At 61.5% G+C, this 17,810-nt stretch carries 17 protein-coding genes and 2 pseudogenes; 11 read left to right on the top strand and 8 right to left on the bottom strand.

Annotated elements, in window-relative coordinates:
• Positions 1-84 precede the first annotated feature (84 nt).
• The 5 genes and pseudogenes from GM910_RS25275 to GM910_RS27920 form a co-directional block, all read left to right on the top strand.
• Positions 85-555 (top strand): annotated as a pseudogene (locus GM910_RS25275) (AbgT family transporter); the annotation flags it as partial.
• Between the two features lie 54 nt (positions 556-609).
• Positions 610-1,812, top strand: a complete 1,203-nt coding sequence (locus tag GM910_RS25270; RefSeq protein WP_159593323.1) for a M20/M25/M40 family metallo-hydrolase — start codon at positions 610-612, stop codon at positions 1,810-1,812.
• Positions 1,813-1,903: 91 nt separating this feature from the next.
• Positions 1,904-3,739 carry an SLC13 family permease gene (locus GM910_RS25265; protein WP_159593320.1) on the top strand — a complete coding sequence of 612 codons (1,836 nt, stop codon included), beginning with the start codon at positions 1,904-1,906 and terminating at the stop codon, positions 3,737-3,739.
• 126 nt (positions 3,740-3,865) lie between these two features.
• Positions 3,866-4,276: an AI-2E family transporter gene (locus GM910_RS27925; RefSeq protein WP_425482733.1), complete on the top strand. Its 411-nt coding sequence runs from the start codon at positions 3,866-3,868 to the stop codon at positions 4,274-4,276.
• Positions 4,277-4,281: 5 nt separating this feature from the next.
• A complete protein-coding gene (locus GM910_RS27920; protein WP_425482732.1) occupies positions 4,282-4,947 on the top strand; it encodes an AI-2E family transporter in 666 nt (221 codons plus the stop codon).
• Between the two features lie 519 nt (positions 4,948-5,466).
• On the opposite strand, the gene GM910_RS25255 is transcribed toward GM910_RS27920, so the two are convergent.
• Positions 5,467-7,116, bottom strand: a complete 1,650-nt coding sequence (locus tag GM910_RS25255; protein ID WP_159593317.1) for an alpha/beta hydrolase — start codon at positions 7,114-7,116, stop codon at positions 5,467-5,469.
• Between the two features lie 188 nt (positions 7,117-7,304).
• Between GM910_RS25255 and GM910_RS27485 the strand changes: the two genes are divergently transcribed.
• A complete protein-coding gene (locus GM910_RS27485) occupies positions 7,305-7,700 on the top strand; it encodes an ATP-binding cassette domain-containing protein (RefSeq protein WP_246226359.1) in 396 nt (131 codons plus the stop codon).
• Positions 7,697-8,065 carry an ATP-binding cassette domain-containing protein gene (locus GM910_RS27480; RefSeq protein WP_246226357.1) on the top strand — a complete coding sequence of 123 codons (369 nt, stop codon included), beginning with the start codon at positions 7,697-7,699 and terminating at the stop codon, positions 8,063-8,065. The genes GM910_RS27485 and GM910_RS27480 overlap by 4 nt, the downstream gene beginning before the upstream one ends.
• A 557-nt stretch (positions 8,066-8,622) precedes the next feature.
• On the opposite strand, the gene GM910_RS27025 is transcribed toward GM910_RS27480, so the two are convergent.
• Positions 8,623-9,117, bottom strand: coding sequence for a hypothetical protein (locus GM910_RS27025; RefSeq protein WP_201285596.1), 495 nt, complete (start codon positions 9,115-9,117; stop codon positions 8,623-8,625).
• Here GM910_RS27025 and GM910_RS25245 point away from each other — a divergent pair.
• A complete protein-coding gene (locus GM910_RS25245; RefSeq protein WP_246226355.1) occupies positions 9,116-9,508 on the top strand; it encodes a hypothetical protein in 393 nt (130 codons plus the stop codon). The two genes, GM910_RS27025 and GM910_RS25245, sit on opposite strands and share 2 nt — an antisense overlap.
• Before the next feature lie 445 nt (positions 9,509-9,953).
• Here the strand turns inward: GM910_RS25245 and GM910_RS25240 are convergent, their stop codons facing one another.
• From GM910_RS25240 to GM910_RS25220, 5 genes are all read right to left on the bottom strand, one after another.
• On the bottom strand, positions 9,954-10,307 hold the full coding sequence (locus tag GM910_RS25240; protein ID WP_159593314.1) for a LysR substrate-binding domain-containing protein: 354 nt from the start codon (positions 10,305-10,307) through the stop codon (positions 9,954-9,956).
• Positions 10,308-10,770: 463 nt separating this feature from the next.
• The gene (locus GM910_RS25235) at positions 10,771-12,036 is read right to left on the bottom strand and encodes an ABC transporter substrate-binding protein (protein WP_159593311.1); all 1,266 of its coding nucleotides are present in this window, start codon (positions 12,034-12,036) and stop codon (positions 10,771-10,773) included.
• 34 nt (positions 12,037-12,070) lie between these two features.
• Positions 12,071-13,177, bottom strand: a complete 1,107-nt coding sequence (locus GM910_RS25230; protein WP_159593308.1) for an ABC transporter ATP-binding protein — start codon at positions 13,175-13,177, stop codon at positions 12,071-12,073.
• A gap of 3 nt (positions 13,178-13,180) precedes the next feature.
• Positions 13,181-14,092 carry a carbohydrate ABC transporter permease gene (locus tag GM910_RS25225; protein WP_159593305.1) on the bottom strand — a complete coding sequence of 304 codons (912 nt, stop codon included), beginning with the start codon at positions 14,090-14,092 and terminating at the stop codon, positions 13,181-13,183.
• Positions 14,089-14,985: a carbohydrate ABC transporter permease gene (locus tag GM910_RS25220; protein ID WP_159593302.1), complete on the bottom strand. Its 897-nt coding sequence runs from the start codon at positions 14,983-14,985 to the stop codon at positions 14,089-14,091. The genes GM910_RS25225 and GM910_RS25220 overlap by 4 nt, the downstream gene beginning before the upstream one ends.
• A gap of 167 nt (positions 14,986-15,152) precedes the next feature.
• Here GM910_RS25220 and GM910_RS25215 point away from each other — a divergent pair, with 167 nt between their 5' ends.
• The 3 genes from GM910_RS25215 to GM910_RS25205 all read left to right on the top strand — a co-directional run bounded on the left by GM910_RS25215 (position 15,153) and on the right by GM910_RS25205 (position 17,550).
• Positions 15,153-15,962: an aldo/keto reductase gene (locus GM910_RS25215; protein ID WP_159593299.1), complete on the top strand. Its 810-nt coding sequence runs from the start codon at positions 15,153-15,155 to the stop codon at positions 15,960-15,962.
• A 94-nt stretch (positions 15,963-16,056) separates the two neighbouring features.
• Positions 16,057-16,476 carry a VOC family protein gene (locus GM910_RS25210; RefSeq protein ID WP_159593296.1) on the top strand — a complete coding sequence of 140 codons (420 nt, stop codon included), beginning with the start codon at positions 16,057-16,059 and terminating at the stop codon, positions 16,474-16,476.
• A 66-nt stretch (positions 16,477-16,542) separates the two neighbouring features.
• Complete coding sequence (locus GM910_RS25205; protein ID WP_159593293.1) at positions 16,543-17,550, top strand: LacI family DNA-binding transcriptional regulator; 1,008 nt, start codon at positions 16,543-16,545, stop codon at positions 17,548-17,550.
• Positions 17,551-17,602: 52 nt separating this feature from the next.
• On the opposite strand, the pseudogene GM910_RS25200 reads toward GM910_RS25205, so the two are convergent.
• Positions 17,603-17,810: pseudogene (locus GM910_RS25200) on the bottom strand (transposase); the annotation flags it as partial.

The raw sequence follows: 17,810 nt of genomic DNA, 5'->3' as shown, positions 1-17,810 counted from the left end.
CCTACGAATACATCTGCAAATGCTGGACAAAGGAGCCCGAACGCTTCAGGCTCGATCCAATCTATCAAATGCCGGGACTAAACAACTATCTTCCTGTTCTTTGTGCTGAGTCAGTTCGTCGCTTACTTCACCTACACCAACATCGGCACCGTCATGGCGCTCAGCCTCTCCGGCGTCCTGCAAGCGGCCAATATCGGCGCGCTGCCGTTGCTGATCGGCTTCATCGTCGTGGTCGCGATCATTGATCTGCTACTCACTGGGGCAATCGCGAAATGGGCGATCTTCGCGCCGGTCTTCGTGCCGCTTTTGATGAAGCTGGGCGTCGAACCCGAGGCGGTTCTGGCAGCCTACCGCGTCGGCGATTCCCCAATGAATGCGATCACGCCGCTCAATGCGTATTTCGCGCTCGTCGTCGGCTTCGCCACGAAATATGACAAATCGGCAGGCGTCGGTACGATCGTGTCCCTGATGCTTCCCTATGTCGTGTGGATATTCGTGCTGTGGACGGCACTCTTCGCGGTCTGGAAAATGCTCGGCCTGCCATGGGGGCTGTGACGGCAGGAGCGACAGCCTGAAGTGATGCGGCACTCAAATGACAAGGATGGACCTATGAGCAAGCCCTCTATTCCTCTCGATGTCGCCGCCGCAGAAGAGCACCTGATGCGGTTTCTCTCGGTCGAAGGCGTTACCGGGCACGAAGCCAATATCGCCGCAGCCGTCAGCGATGCGCTGAAGGCAGTTGGCGTGCCGGCTTCGGCAATCCGCTTCGACGATGCCAATACACGTATTCCGCTGCCGACAGAGACGGGGAATCTCATCGTGGATCTGCCTGGGACTCGTAGCGGACCAAGGCTGCTGTTCTCGACCCACCTGGATACGGTGCCACTGTGCGCCGGGGCGAAGCCTCGACGGGAGGGTGATCGCATCGTCTCCGACGGCACGACTGCGCTTGGCGGCGACGCCCGAACGGGGGTTGCCCTTCTGGCGGTGCTTGCCGAAACGCTTATCAAGAACAAGCTGCCGCATCCGCCGATCACACTGCTCTTCACGGTGCGGGAGGAGAGTGGGCTTCATGGAGCGCGCGAGCTGAACCCCGCCGATCTGAGCGGACCGGTCATGTGCGTCAATGTCGACGGGCAACTCGCTTCGGACCTGATCATCGGCGCGGTTGGACAGGAAAACTGGGAAGTCGAGATCAAGGGTCGCGCGTCCCACGCCGGGGTGGCGCCCGAGAAGGGCATATCGGCGACGCTTGTTGGCGCCATCGCCTTGACGGAGGCGAGGCAGGCGGGCTGGTTCGGCAAGGTCGTCAAGCCCGACGGCCGGGGAACCAGCAATGTCGGGATATTCGGCGGCAAGGGCGACAAACCGGCGGGCGATGCGACCAATGTCGTCACAGACTACGTCTTCATCAAGGGCGAGGCGCGGAGTTCCGAGGCGGCCTTCGCGGCAAAGATCGCCAACGGCTACAAAGAAGCGTTCACGAAAGCGCAAAATGAGGTGGAGGATCATGAGGGGGGCAAGGCCGAATTGAAGTTCAGCCACCAGGCAGCTTACCCGCCCTTCGAACTGAGCAAGGACAGTCCTGTCGTGAAGTGCGCTGCCAAGGCGCTCAAGATGCTCGGCATCGAGCCTACCTACCTGTTCTCCAACGGCGGTCTCGACGCCAACTGGCTCGACAAGCACGGCGTTCCCACCATCACCATCGGCGCCGGACAGGCCGAGATCCATACCATCAAGGAATACGTGAACCTTGCCGAATACGAGAAGGGCTGCCGCCTCGGCATACTTATGGCGACTATGGAAGAGTAGCAGTCATGCCGCGGCCCCGGCGGCAGTCGGGTTTCGGATGTTGGCAGTGGTTAAATTTGTTGGCTCGAAAGGGCCGGTGAGGAACTAAGTATTGAGCCCCATAGCGTACACTGCCACCATCATCGCGGTCGTCGTCGTCCTGTTCGTCTGGAACAAGCTGCCTGTCGTCGTTGTCGCGATGGCGACTGCGATGGCGCTGTGGGCGACCGGCGTGCTGACGATCGATCAGGCTCTCGGCGGGTTCGGTGATCCCGCGGTGATCTTCATAGCCTCTCTCTTCATCGTCAGTGCTGGGCTCGATGTCACAGGTGTCACCGCGTGGGCTGGGCAGCTTCTGATCCGTGGCGCGGGCGAAGAGAGCCGCACTCGCCTGCTGGTGCTAACGATGAGTATGGTCGCGCTCCTTACGGCGCTGATCAGCGTCAACGGTGCTGTCGCCGCTCTCCTGCCGGTGGTAGTCGTCATTGCCGTCCGCCTGAAGCGAAATTCGGCGCAGTTGCTCCTGCCCCTCGTTTTTTCCGCGCACGCCGGCTCGAAGCTTGCTCTGACGGGCTCGCCAGTGAACGTCTTGGTCTCGGACGCGGGCAGCGACGCCGGCTTCGGCGGTTTCGGCTTTTTCGAGTTCGCGCTTGTCGGCTTGCCGCTGCTGGCCGGAACGATGGCGATCATCATCTTATTCGGAAAGCGGCTCTTGCCCGAACGCAATGGCGCGACCATGCCCGCCGACTTCAGCCGCCATGCGAAGACGCTTGTCGAGCAATACGGCCTTGTCAGTGGCGTCTATCAGATGCGCATGCGCGCAAGTTCGCCCTTTATCGGCATGCCCGCGTCTGCCATCGAGTTGGCCACGTATCCCGACCTGAAGCTCGTCGCCGTTCAGGAGGGTGAAACGGCCAGTCCACTGCGCAGACCTGTTATCGCCGAGGGCGATCACCTGCTGCTGCGGGGCGACGCCGAGTCGGCTGCCGCGTTCGCTGCCGATAAGCACCTCGCGTTCAGCGAGTTGGCGGCGCCCGGGCAGGGAGAGGAAACATTGTTCAATCGCAGTTCGGGCCTCGCTGAGGTGGTGATCCCGCCGCGCTCCGGCCTTATCGGACAGAACGTTTTCCCGGGCATGGTTACCGAGAGCGGCGACCTGATTGTCCTTGCAGTGCAGCGCGCCGGCGAAGAGGTTGCCGCCACCAATGCAACACGAGACGCAGGAGGTATCGTGTTGCAGGCCGGCGATACGATGCTCTTGCAGGGAACATGGAAAGCTCTCGACCAGCGCCTCAAGGATCCGGATGTCCTGGTCGTCAATTCGCCCGAACTGGTGCGTCGCCAGGCGGTACCGATGGGGCCGGGTGCCCGCCAGGCCGTTGCCATTCTGGTCGCGATGGTCCTGCTCCTCGCCACGGGCATTGCCCCGCCGGCGATAGCCGGCCTGCTCGCCGCCGGCGCGGTCGTCCTGTCAGGGATCATGAGCGTCGAGCAATCCTATCGCGCCGTCGATTGGACGACGGTGATCCTTGTCGGAGCGATGATGCCGCTGTCCACTGCCATGGTCGAGACGGGCGCCGCGAAGCTGATGGCAGAGCATCTGGTGTCGGTCGTCGGCGACGCCGGCCCCATTGCCCTGCTCGCCGGCCTGTTCGTGCTGACTGCCATCATGGGGCAGCTCATCAGCAACACCGCGACCGCTCTCATCGTCATCCCAATCGGCGTGGCGGCTGCGGCAACCATGGGTATCTCGCCTCGCCCGGTGCTTATGAGCACTGCGATAGCGGCGGCAGCGGCATTCCTGACACCGATCGCAACCCCCACAAACCTGATGGTCATGGGTCCCGGCGGGTACGCTTTCGGCGACTATTGGAAGCTCGGTCTACCGCTGATGCTCTGGTTCTTTGTCGTGGCTGTGTTCATGGTACCAATGATCTGGAGATTCTGAGCTTCCACGACACGCTTGAATCGAATTGACGGCTAACGCTCGGACAAGTGTTTTGGCTTTTGTGAATGAAACTTAACGGTCAGAGGTAGCGATGTCCGGTATTTGCTCGCAAGGGCAGCCATAGCAATGAACGCGCGCATGGTTCCGGTGCCGTTGGGCATCATCTGCGCAATTCTGCTGCTGGCGGCGCTCTATTTCGCGGACGCGATCATTGCGCCCGTTGCCTGCGCCCTCTTCATCATCGCAATCGCCTGGCCGCTTCAAGACCGGCTTCAGACGCGTCTGCCGCAGCTTCTGGCGCTCGCCATTGTCGTCACGCTGATCGTGCTTGTCTTCATCGTGTTTGCCTCCGTCGTGGCCTGGGGTTTCGGCCGGATCGGTCGATCCCTGATCGCAGAGACGCCTCGGCTTCAGGGGCTCTACGAACAGACGACCGCCTGGCTGGAGACGCATGGGATCGCCGTTGCCGGCCTGTGGGCCGAGCACTTCAACATGCGTTGGGCCGTGGGGGCGATGCAGGGGCTGTCGGCCCGGTGAATACCATGATCTCGTTCTGGATCGTGGTACTGATCTACGTGCTGCTCGGCCTGCTCGAGGTCGGCCCGCTGACACGAAAGATCCCCAGCATCGTCAGCAGCGAGGCTGCGCGCATCCTGATCATAGGCGGCGAACGCACCGCCACCAAGCTGCGCCGGTATCTGATGATCAGGACGATCATGAGCGTTGCAACCGGCGGTATGGTCTACGTGTTTGCCCTGGCGCTCGGTCTGCAGCTTGCGGCGGAGTGGGGCGTCATCGCCTTCACTTTGAATTTCATCCCCTTCGTCGGCCCGTTCATCGCAACGCTGCTGCCGACCTTCTACGCGCTGGCGCAGTTCGAATCCCTGTATTCCGCGCTGTTTGTCTTTGCCTGCCTAAATCTTATACAGTTCGCCATCGGCAGCTACGTAGAGCCGCGCGTAGCGGGTAAGGCGTTGGCACTGTCGCCCTTTCTCGTGCTGTTTTCGGTTTTCCTCTGGATGTTCCTATGGGGCCTGTTCGGCGCATTCATCGGAGTTCCAATCACAATTGCGGCAATTACCTTCTGCGCGCAATCGCCTTCGACCAAGTGGCTTTCCGATTTGATGGGCGCGCCGGACAACGGCGAAGTAAAGGACCCGTCAGCTGTGCAAGCAGGCGCCGGGAACGTCGACGCGCACCGGCGATAGCAACGTCAGCTCCCCGTTGCCATCCAGGCCGATTGGGTGGATATGAAAGTAAGTTGTGTCCTCGTCTGTGCTTTCCATGACTGGCGACGGCGCCGAAATGATCCGCAGCCCACCGCAATGTCCTATCCAGTCTATGTGCCTGTGGCCATACATCACGACGATACGGGCACCCAACCGCTGCAACTGCCTGACGATGTGAATCGGCATCTTGTACTGACCCCGCTATTTGCAATGAAATAACTGAATAAGACGCCGATCGGCATCGAGACCCCACTCCGATCACAGTTCTCGGTCTTTTTCTGGAGCTTCAAGTGGGGCTTGCCCGGTGTGTTTATCGGCGTCTTGATCGCATTCGTCATCTACTGCGCGCAGGAACCCTCGAGCCGCTGGTTCTCGGTGCTGTTGTCGGGAGGCGACTCCGGCAATCGCGATAAGGCCCGGCATTCGTGAACCCGTAAAATCGCAAGTCGACTCGGTGCTGCTCGTGGCGCGGTCGCCGAACTGGTAACGCACCTCCCCTCACTGCCGTTCTTCAAATTCCCGCTTCAGCCGCGTGATCTGCTCCGCGCTCCACCCCTGAACGTCCGTCACTTCGATCCAGGCGTCGATATAGTGCTCGGGCGCATAGACATGTCCGTGCCCCATGGGTGCCGTCGTTGCCATGGCCATGTCGAGCGCAAGCTGCAGCAGTGTGACCACTGGATACCACCGCAGTTCGGGAGACACCTCGGGGCCGCGCGGTGCGATCATCCAATCCGGTTCTCTGTACAGGGACAACTGCTCGAAGAACGTCACCGGGTCGCTCGCATACTGGAGATAGACGATCCGCATCGGTCCCCAATGCGCGCCCGGAATTGCCAGAGCGTTTTCCTGGCTCGTGAACCGCACATATGATCCGTCCCGGAAGCGCGGCAGCCAGGCCGGCGAGCCTGGATTCCGGCCGCCGGTGACTGCCCGCCAGATTCTGCTAGGAAACGGAGGACCGCTCCAAAGTGCGCCGTGATAGGGATCGCCAATCACTTCGAACAGGTCGGCGGACTGTTCGGAACTCAAAGCGCCAAGACTCAAGCCGTGCAGGTACAACCTTGGGCGGCTTTCCCTGGGCAGCTTGGTCCAATGTCCGTAGACTTCCGCAAAAAGGGCACGGGCGGCTTCGGCTCCGTAGCTGGGCTCGACAAGCAGGGACAGCCAGCTTGTGAGGTAGGAATACTGGATGGCGACGCTCGCCACGTCGCCGCCATGCAGATATTCGACAGTATCCATGGCTGCCGGGTCGATCCAGCCGGTGCCCGTCGGCGTCACAACGATGAGCACCGATCGCTCGAATCCGCCGACGCGTTTGAGCTCCTCCAGGGCGAGCTTTGCCCGCGTCCGGGGTGTATCGGCGGAGCGCAGTCCTACGTAGACGCGGATTGGCTCCAGCGAGTCCCGACCTGAGAAAGCACGCAAATCCGTGCTGGCCGGTCCCGTCGCGATGAATTCCCGCCCCGCGCGTCCAAGCTCATCCCATGCGAGCAGGGAGGCATCGCTGCCCGTCTTGTTGGGATCGCTAGGTTGTTGGGTCTCGGGCTCGATGAGTTCATCGAACGCCTGGAAGGAGGAATCCGCGGCACGGAGGGCAAACCTGAAGAGAACTCCCTCGATGACGGACCAGAACAGCGCGATCACAATGACAATGCCGACCACATAAGACAAGCGCTTCGGCACGAAGAGGTTGAGCTTTCTGGAGATGAACAGGAATGTTCGCTGAAACAATCGAGCCAAAGCGATCAGGAATGCGAAAGTCAGCAAAGCGATCAGACCGACCTCCAGCGGATGCGCGGTATCGACCGGTTCAAGTCCCATCAAATCTCGGATCGAATTCTGCCATTCCGAAGCCCGCCAAAGGAAGGCGACGGCAACGATGGTGCATGCAACGGCGGCGACAAGCTTGATGGTCCACACGGTGCGGTCCTTGGGCCCCGGCAGCTCCAAATAGTCAGCCAGCCAGCGGCCGAACACGCCGAGGCCATATCCGGCAGCGAGGGAAACTCCAGAAAGAACACCCTGCGTCACAAAGGTGCGTGGAAGCAGGGTCGGGGTGAGCGAGGCAGCAAAGAAGAGTGTCCCTATCAGCAGCCCTGCGGCAGAGAAGGAATGCCAGAAGCGGACGATCCAGAATCGACTCATGGGAACAGCCTTTGGACAGGCGCAATCATGGACTGCTCAAAGCAGCTTGCGGTGTGCGAAAATATAGGCGCAACCCGCAGCCATGTGGAATCACGCGATGCTTGACCGGCTGGACTTTGCGGAAACCAACGCTGGTCGATCTCCATGCTAACGCTGCTGCGCCGCCACTTCACGGAGGCGAACCGCGCATGATCGGTCTGGAAAACGCCTCCGTTTCCTTCGGCAGCCGCACGCTCTTTTCCGGTGTCAGTTTCACCGTGTCGGTCGGCCGCTCCATGGCCATTCTCGGGCCCAACGGTCGTGGCAAGACGACGTTGCTTCGGGCACTGCTTGGCTTCCAACCTCTGGCCAAGGGCAGCCGGCAGGCACCCCGGGTCGCGGGCTACGTGCCGCAGCACGGCGCCTCGCAGGCCAAGCTTACCGGGCTCGAGGTCGTGATCATGGGGCGCGCCGCAAGGCTTGGCCTGTTCGGTCAGCCGAGCGCCGAGGATCGGGCGGCCGCGGAACAGGCCCTTGTGGAGGTCGGCGCCTGCCACCTCGCCGAGCTGCGCTACGACCGCATGTCCGGGGGCAGCGGCAGATGATCCTCATTGCTCGCGCGCTTGCGACCGGCTCTCCGACGCTTGTCTTCGACGAGCCCACATCCGCCCTCGACCTTGGCAATCAGGCCCGCACGCTCCAACTCCTCAATGCGCTCAGGCTGCGCCGCGACAAGGCCATTCTATTCACCACCCACGACCCGAACCACGCGCTGGCGGCCGCCGACGACGTGCTCATGATGATGCCCGGGGGATGGGAGATCCATGGCCCCGTTGCGGAGATGGTTGATCCGAACAAGCTTTCCGAGCTCTACGGCGTCGCCATGAGCTGGGTCGGGGTCAGCGGTCCCACGGGAGAAACGCGGCGCGCCATCGTGCCGGCCTTCTCGGGAATAGAAGCCGTGGCATGAGCGTCATCTATCTGCAATCCGCCTATGACGGTCCGTCCGAAACCGTCCGCCGCGCAGCGGCACAGGGCAAGCTGAAGATCGTCAGCCAGTCGGAGCTGACACCGGATATCCTTCTCGCCCACAGCGGGCTGATCACCGGCAACCAGCTCGACCAGAACGCCATGCTGGCCATGAAGGACGCGCTCGTCGCTTTTCTCGACGCCGGCGGCCAATGGTTCTTCAATGGCCATATGCTGCGGCCTCTCGTCGATGGCATGGCGCAGTACCGGCCGATAGCTGCGCCCACACGCGCCGATTTCGTTCTGCGCTCGGTGAATGCCCATCCGATCTTTCAGGGCATCGACTTGAAGAAGCTGGAGACCAACAGGGGGGTGGCCGGCTTCTACGGCCGTGGATGCAATCCGCTGCCCGAAGGCGCCGTGGCCGTGAACGGGCTCGGCGAGACCCTGGTGCCGGTCGACTGGGTATGGGCCCGACCGGGCGGCGGCCGCATATTCTCCCATTCCGGCAACGACCTCGGCTCCATAGGCCTCGAATGGGACCTGGCGCCGGAGCTTTCACGGCGGATCATCGACTGGGCAGATGGTGGCGCGTGCCTCGATCCTTGGCCCCACACCGCCGGCCGAGCGGGTAACGATCTGCCACTTGCCGGAGCGGAGCGCTACGGCGGCGGGAAGTCCTCCGCCGGGGCGAGCAAGCGCATCGTCGCACCTTCCTCCGGCACCTATTATCACATCCGCAGCCTCGAGGGTCCGGGCTGCGGCAAGGCCTTCGACGTCATTTGCGCGCCCGAGGCGCTTGGCGAGACCCTGCGGCCGAACGACGTCCTGTGGGTTCCCTGCCGCACGCCTGCCCAAAGGATGATCGCGCTGAAGGAAGCGGTCGCCCGCCACCTTGAAGCCGGCGGAACGGTCGTCGCGCTCGGCGAGAGCCGCTCCGATCTCTGGCTCCCGGCCATCCGGTTCACCGGCACGCCGACAAACTGGTGGTGGCTGGATCCGGCAGCCGATCTCGGCGTCTCCAGGAGGCGTCGTACATGGCCTCAAGGCCATGCAGGCGGTTTTTCCGCTCCTTTTCGACACGCCGCTCGAGCGGCGCGAAATTTTGGTACTGACGGCCTTTTCGGGCCCCGGCGGTCGCGACGCGCTGGAAATGGTGACGCGCGCGGTGACCGACGGCCGGTTCACCGTAGACAAGACGATCGGCGGCAAGGACGTCATCTCCCAACCGCCCGGCCCCTACGTCTTCCGCTTCAGCTATCGCGGCAGGACGGCCGAGGCCGCAATCAGGCCCGGCCATGTGCGCGAGGAATTCGTTGCGCTGGGCGCGAAGAAGGACAAATCGCCAGAGGAGCTCGCACGCCTCGAGGAGCTGAAGTCGGAAATGGCGAGCCGGCTTCTGCCGCTACCGGCGAGCGATATCTACACGGCGGGGCTCATCTGAAACCGCGGGCGGAGTATTCCGGCAAAGACTGCACCCGCAGGTTCTCTAATCCCCTCCGTCGGATTGGTGGAGCACTCGGAGGTCCCGGAGCGAACGTCCGCAACGCAGAAGTCCCATGAATGCCAACTTGTGGCGCATTGCTGCCTAGCAGCAACGGGGCTGGAACTTGCACGTCCGCTATCAGGATAAGTTACCAACAAGCTGTCGTTCCACTGACCACCCTACCGCGACAAAAAGGAACCCGGAGTTCCGACCCAGAATCGAAATTCGCCTCCAAAGTTGCTGCTACACTGCAACTTCCCAATAGCGGACAATCGGCCGGGACCACGAAACCTGGATCAGTGGTATTTCTTTGGTACGCCTCGACTCGAATATGATGAAATCAATTCGCCATCGCTCGTGCCTTTGCTGACTTTTCGGTTTTTCCATTTTCCCGTGACACGGACTACCCGGCTTTGACAGTTCGCTCGCTTGGCGGCATCTCTTCCCGGACCCATGGGGCCACGGGACTGAGCGCTGCCCGGGCGAACTCGATTAGTCGCGCCACCGCGGGCGACCGAACCCGGTCGGGCACGATCGCCTTGATCCACATGCTGGGAATCTGGAAGTCTTTCAGCACGCGCACCAGCCGACCGGCGCGAAGCTCGCCCGCGACCGAGTAGCTGGAGGCCAGCGCTATGCCCCCTGAACGCAGGGCGCCCATGAGCACCAGCTGGCTGTCGTTGGAATCAGGTTGGAAAAACAGGCCCCCTGGGCGCTCGCGGAAGCAGATAAGATCGATCCGATCCGCTCCGGCCAAGTCATGACGCACCTCAATGCGCCGCGATTGTAGAGGCTGGGAGGAAGGCCCGATGAAGGTCGGGCCATTGCCGCTGCGCCGCTTAAGCGGCGTCGAATTTGGATATAAGTAGTTGTTATATCTGGATTTGTAGTGATTTATGACGAAAGTGGCTGCGGACCTCCCAACTGCCGAGGGCGACATACGCTGAAAGTCGCCGTATAGTACCTAGACGCGATATAGCACCTCCGAATTCAACTGAGGGTCAGGCTTGACGCCCCCCTGAGGATATTCCGTGGAACCAGTACCTGTAACCCTAGCTGCCCTCCGCAGATGCAGTTGGCTTCCGATCTCATGCGAGCACTTTCCGCCTGAAGGGCGATCGGTCGCGAGTCCATCAGTCTGCCGCGCATAGCAGGAAAAGCAAAGATGCCGACGCGGCTCGGACCGAAAGGCCCGGCCGCCTCACCCGCGCCGTAAGGTATCAATTGAAGATCGCGTCGTACTCGTCCTTCAGCATGGCGACGGCGTCGTCGGTCGTCATGGACGGATCGCCCTGGAAGGTGAACATCGTGTTCCAGACGGAATTGATCCAGTCGGAATCGCTGACGTAGAAGGGATTGAGCACCCAGAAATTGTCCTTCGCCAGCGAATCCAGGACAAGCTTGTTGCAGGCGTCGAGCTTTTCCACCGGTGCGTCCGTGCGGACAGGCGTGGAGCCTTTGTGCGAAGCGAATTCTGCGTTCATGACCGGGTCGACCGCGATCGAAGCCAGCTCGAACTCGGCCTCCAGCTGCTCCGGCGATACCGGATCGCCGCCGAGGATGCCCATTGCGTCGACCGTCACCGACAGCGCCTTGGTGCCCGGCAGGTTGATGCAGTTGTAGTCCTCGCCCAGCACCTTTTCATTCGCCTTCCACTGGCCCTTCATCCAGTCGCCGTGGAAATGCATCAGTGTCTTGCCGGAGATGACGGTGTTGGTGGATTCGTTCCACTGGCGGTTGACCCAGCCTTCGTCGGCCTGTGCCGTGATCCGCCGGAACGCCTCGATGGCATCGCGCAGCCCCTGCTCCTCGAAGACGGTAGCGTCGGGCTTGCCGCCTGCATCGACGTTGTAGAACTTTTTGTACACGTCCGGCCCGCCGATGCCGGCCATCAGCGCGTGGAACAGGTAGCCTGCCTGGAAGGTGTTGCCGCCCATCGCCATGAAGTTGTAGCCGGCAGCCTTCACCTTCTCCATGTCGGCAAACATCTCGTCGAAGCTCGTCCATGAGGTCGGGTCGACGCCGGCAGCTTTCGCCACCTCCATATTGTAATAGACCATGCCATCGATATGGATGCCCGACGGGATCTTGCGCACTTCGCCGTCGACCTTGATGGCCTCGCGAACGGCGGGCGGGAAGTTTTCCGTAGCGCCGATCTTGTCGAAATGCTCGCCGACCGTCTGCCCAAGCCCGTGGTCGCGGATGTCGCGATAGACGTCGGCGTTGCCCGTCAGGAAGATGTTGGGCGGCGTTCCCGCGATCACCAGTGCCACGATCGGCCCGCCGGCACCCGACTGCTCATGCGGAATCGCCAGCTCCTTGATCGTGTGGCCCTCCGCCTTGAGCGCGTCGACGAACACATTGAGCGCGGCGATCTCGCTTTCGTTCGACCATGAGTGGAACATCGTCAGGTCCGCCGCCTGCGCCGCCATCGATACAACGCTCATGGAGAGCGCCAGATACACGCCTTTAAGAACGGATTTCATCGTCATTTCCTCCCTGGGTTGTTCGGCCAGCGGCCTAAATCCTTTTTTCGGAAGCCGCGTCGAAGATGTCGAAACGGTCTTTCGGAAAATGGATTTCGACCATCTCCCCCATTTTGGGGACGTGATGGTGCTTGTGATCGAAGCGCACGGCGATCAGACCGCCGTCGCCGGAATCCAGAAATGCGGTCACGTCGCTGCCGGTCTTTTCCGTGTAGCGGACGGGCAAGGAAAAGTAGGCACCCGCATCGGCGTGCCCGTTGCAGCCGATCGAGAAGTGCTCCGGTCTCAGGCCGACGATCACGGCGTCGCCATCCTTCGGCGCCGCCGAAAAGGAATAGGCAGAAAGGTCTATGCGCGCGCCGGTCGGCGCGTGGACCGCGCTGACACTCCCATCCGCGCGTTCGACGGTGGCCTTGAGCGTGTTCATGGCCGGTGAGCCGATGAATTGGGCGACGAACAGATTGGCCGGCCGCTCGTAGATCTCATCGGGCGTTGCGATCTGCTGGATCACACCGCCATTCATGACGGCGATCCGCGAAGCCATCGTCATCGCCTCAACCTGGTCGTGGGTCACGAAGACGATGGTCTTCTCCAGTTCCTGGTGAAGCTGTTTGATCTCAAGCCGCATCTCCGTGCGCAGCTTGGCATCAAGGTTGGAAAGCGGCTCGTCGAACAGGAAGACATCGACGTTCTTCACCAGCGCCCGGCCTATGGCGACGCGCTGGCGCTGGCCGCCGGAAAGTTGCGCCGGCTTGCGGTCGAGCAGCTTGTCGATCTGCAGAAGGTTTGCCGCCCATGCGACGCGGCGTTCGATCTCCGCACGGTCGAGCTTTTGCACCGAGAGCCCGAATTTCAGGTTTCCGCGCACCGTCTTCGTCGGATAGAGCGCGTAGGACTGGAAGACCATGGCGAGACCGCGGTCCTTCGGGTCGAGGTCGGTGACATCGCGACCGCCGATCACGATCGACCCGCCGGTGACCTCCTGAAGCCCGGCAAGCATGTTGAGCAGGGTCGTCTTTCCGCAGCCGGACGGTCCGAGCAGCACCAGGAACTCGCCGTCGTCCACCTGAAGATTGAGATCCTCCAGGACCGTGACCCGGCCGAAGCGCTTCACGATGTTGTTGAATTCGATCTCCGGCACGGCCTACCCCTTGATCGCCCCGGCGGTGATGCCTTGGACGAAGAATTTTCCCACAGCGAAATAGACGATGAGCGGCGGTATGGCCGTCAGAAGCGCGGCCGCCATGTCGACATTGTACTGGACCTCGCCGAAGGAGGTGATCACGGTGTTCGCGAGGATCACCGTCATCGGCTGCGTGCCGACGCCCCCGAAGACCAGGCCGATCAGATAGTCGTTCCAGACCGTCGTGATCATCAGGATCAGGACGACGATCATGATGTTCGCGGACATCGGCAGGATGATCTCGAAGAAGATCCGCCAGAACGAGCCGCAATCCATGATTGCCGCGTTGATGAGCTCTTCCGGCACATCCTTGTAGAAGTTCCGGAAGATGAGGGTGAGAAGCGGCATGGCCAGGACGGAATGCACGATGGCAACCGCCCAGATCGTTCCGAAGATGCCGAGCGAGGAGATCAGCACCACGAGCGGGATCATGATGATCTGGAACGGCACGAACGCGCAGAGGAAGAGGATGAAGAGGAAGGTCCCGGCCCATCTGATCTTCCACAACGCCAGGGCATAGCCGGTCACCGAGGAGATGCCGATGGAGATCAGCAGGCTCGGAAACAGGATCTTCATCGAAACCCAGAAGCCGTGGCTCACCCCCTCGCAGGTCATGCCCGCGCAGACTTCCGACCAGGCTTTCCGCCATGGCTCGAACGTCCACTCGGTCGGCAGGGCGAAAACCTGGCCGAGCGCGACCTGGTCCATGGTCTTGAACGACGTGACGATCACCACGTAGAGCGGGATGGAGACAAAGGCCGCCCACATGGCAAGGAACACCAGAACCGCGATGGAAGAGCCGCGGATGCGTTTGCGGCGCAGGCTTTTGCTGACTGGCGTCGCCAGGCTAGCCGTTTGCGCGGTCATCGTCATTGCGCCATTGCCTCCCGGCGCCGTGCCTGCCAGGCGGTTGCCAGTACGAGCGGAAGGAAAAGAGCCGCGGTCATGAGAAGCATCATGACCGCGGCCGAAGACGCATACCCGATATTGCCCCGCGCGGCGTAGGAGTTGATGACGAAATAGGCCGGTGTCCAAGTGGACGTCCCCGGGCCGCCGCCGGTCATCGCAAGGACGATGTCATAGGTCTTCACGACGCCCAGCGACAAAAGGATGGCGCAGGTGAGGAAGGTGAACTTCAGCATCGGAATGATGATCTCGATGTAGAGCCGCCAGAAGCTCACGCCGTCGAGGCGCGCTGCACTCCATATCTCGGAGTTGATCGACTTCAGCCCGGCCAGCATCAGTGCCATATAGAAGCCGAGGCCGTGCCAGATGGAGGCGAGAATAATGCCGTACATCGCGGTCTGCGGATCCGCGAGCCAGTTGAAGTTCGCGCTTTCCCAGCCGAGCCCGCGCAGAAAGTTCTGGATGCCAAGATCGGGGTTGAACATCCATCGCCAGACGATGCCGGTCACGATGAAGGAAACGGCGAGCGGATAGAGAAACAGGGTTCTGAAGAAGCCCTCGCCGCGCTTTTCACGCTCGATCATCGCCGCCAGGATGAAGCCGAAAACGATCGCTAGCGCGCTGCCGATTGCGAGGATCAGCACGTTCTTGAGCGCAGTTTCCCAGGCATTGTCGCGGAAAAGCCGTTCGTACTGCCTCGTCCATTCGGCAAGGTTGATGGCGTAGTCGGGAAACCGCCTCGACCTCGTGAACGAAATCCAGATCGTCCAGCAAATCGCACCCAAAAAGGCGACTGCGGTGACCGTCAACGCAGGGATCAGCGCGATTCTGGGCGATGCCCAGCTCCACCGAATTGCCACTTTCTCCTCCCGGTCACGGCAGCCTTTCACGGCCCCATCACCGTACAATGCGGTACAAATTCCGCCTTGTATTAACGTTAATATAGAGATATTTACCAAGCGTCGTCAATGGCCTTGTGGCCGTCTGAGGAAAATTGGCCGCTGCAGCGGCCTGCCAGGAGGGTAGTTTGCCGGCACAAAACAGCGCCATACCGAAGATCGGACTGGGAACCTACGGCCTTACCGGAGCGGAGGGACTTGCCGCGCTCTCATCGGCGATCGACCTCGGTTACCGACATCTCGACACGGCACAGACCTACGGCACGGAGGAGAACGTCGGCGAAACGATCAAAGCGTCCGGGATCGATCGGGCGAACTTCTTTGTCACGACCAAGGTGACCGCTTCTAACCTCGGAAGACTTGCCGAGAGCGTTGACGACAGTCTGAAAGCCATGCGGCTCGACTATGCCGACCTCGTGCTGATCCATTGGCCGGCCCCGCACGACGATCCGCCGGTCAGCGCCTATATCGGAGAGCTCGCTCGGGTTCAGGACCACGGGAAGGCGCGGCTGATCGGCGTTTCGAACTTCACCCGGCGCCATGTCGACGAGGCGATCGCGGAGATCGGCGAGGGCCGGCTCGCGACCAACCAGGTCGAGCGGCACGTCTTTCTGCAGAACCGGGTTCTCGCTACCCATTGTCGCGACTGGGGTATTGCCGTCACGGCCTACATGCCGCTGGCTGGCGGCCGTCTGGACGGCAATCCTGACATCGAGGCGATCGCGCGGAAATATGGCGCGACGCAGAGCCAGGTCGCGCTGGCCTATCTCCTCGCGCTGGGCTCTATCGTCATTCCGAAATCCGCGGCGCCGGAACGGCAGAGAACCAATCTCGCCGCCGGCGAGATCGCTTTGGACGAGGCGGATATGAATCGGCTCGCCGGGCTCGATCGCGGCGAGCGTCACATCGATCCGAAATGGGGTCCGGATTGGGACTGATCGAGGCGGAACGCAACTTGGCGGCCGGAGCACCCGCGCAGGTACTGACCGTCTATTGAGGGCAAGGAACGGCGATGACCGGAGGAACAAGGCTATGATCAAGGTGAAGCAGGTGGCGCATGTGTGCATTTTCGCGCATGACCTCGAAAAGACCCGCGCCTTCTACGAGGACGTGCTGGGAATGAGCATCCATTTCAACTTCCTGCGCGATGGGAAGGTGTTCGGCTTCTATCTTAACTGCGGCGGCCGCAGCCATGTCGAGGTTTTCCAGAAGAATGGAACGTCCTATGGCGACACAAACCAGATCAACCATTTCTGCCTGGAGGTCGAGAACCTGGACGCGGCGATCGAGCACATCAAGTCGATGGATGTCGAGATCACCAAGAAGAAATATGCCTGCGACGATACCTACCAAGCCTGGATCCGTGATCCGAACAACGTGAAGATCGAGCTCTTCGAATACACCGACAAGAGCGCCCAGTTCGCCGGGCGCGACCGGGTCGCGGACTGGTAATCCGGCCGCGGCCCTGATATCGGCTCTGCCGTTCCGGCCCGGCAGGCCGGAGGGCGAGGGGACAAAATGGCAAGACCGCGCGCGCGTCTGAAGGATATTGCGGAAGCCACTGGCTTTTCGGCAAATACCGTTTCGCTCGCCCTACGCGGCAGCCCGCGCCTTCCGGAGGAAACGCGCGAGCTGATCCTGGAGGCCGCCGCGCGGCTGAACTACTTCCCGAACCACATCGCCCGCTCGCTCGTGCACAGCGTTACACGGACGATCGGCCTCGTGATGACCGACATCATGAACCCGACGCTGACCCTCGCCGCGCGCACGATCGAGCGCCAGCTGTCGCTGGCCGGATATGCCATGATGTTCGCCGCATCAGATTCGAGCGTCGAAAACGAAAAGCGCGCCATCGGGCTGTTCCTGTCCTACCAGGTCGACGGCATGCTGATCTATCCGGCAAACCACCGGGAATACGATCACATCAAGGTTGCCGACGAGGCCGGCACGCCGGTGCTGCTTCTGGTAGACCTACCGGATTCCGGCCTCGACACCGTGACGATCGACGACAGGGCCGGCGCCTACAAGGCCTTCCGCTATCTTTGCCGACAGGGCCACCGGGCGATCGCCATGCTTGACGGTGGACGGGCACTCGGCAATTTCGACAAGATGCATGGCGCGCTACAGGCGGTGCGGGAGGCAGGACTATCCGAAGAGGCGATCATGGTCTTCGAGCCGGAAGGCCATGCGCCGGCGCACGGTTTCGCCGCGATGGCACGGATCATGGAAAGCGCTCCGCCTCCCACCGCACTATTCGCCTCGACGGATTCTCTTGCCATTGGCGCGCTTCATTGGTGCCGGGAAAACGGGATTGCCGTTCCGCAAGACTTGGCCGTCGTCGGCTACGACAACACGGAAATTTCGCAATATGGCGCGCTGCCGCTGACAACGGTGAACTATGCTGCCGACGAGATCAGCCGGATCGGTGTCGACCGAATCCTAAAGCGGATCGAAAACCGCGGTTCATGGAAGGCGCCTGACATCAGATTAATCGAGCCAGAGCTCATCCTCCGCGACAGTGCGTGAACGGAACCATCAGCCAGAAGGGCGACCGAAATCTCGCTAGAGCCCGCTGCTTTTATTTTGAATCATATCCAGCATTGCGGAGATAGTTTGCGCATTCGGTTGGGGTGAAGCGATCGATCAGCGTGCCGATGCGTTTTCCATGTTGCCTCGATGGTGCGCTCGGCGGCCTTGCGCATGAGATGCTTGAGTTTGGCGAAGACCTGCTCGATGGGATTGGGATCGGGGCTGTAGGGCGGCAGAAAGAAGAGCCTGGCGCCGGC

It is taken from the genome of Chelativorans xinjiangensis (assembly GCF_009812055.1).
GTDB classification, from domain to species: Bacteria; Pseudomonadota; Alphaproteobacteria; order Rhizobiales; family Rhizobiaceae; genus Chelativorans; species Chelativorans xinjiangense.
Note: the sequence above shows the minus strand (reverse complement) of the source record. Positions and strands in the feature narration are given on the sequence as shown.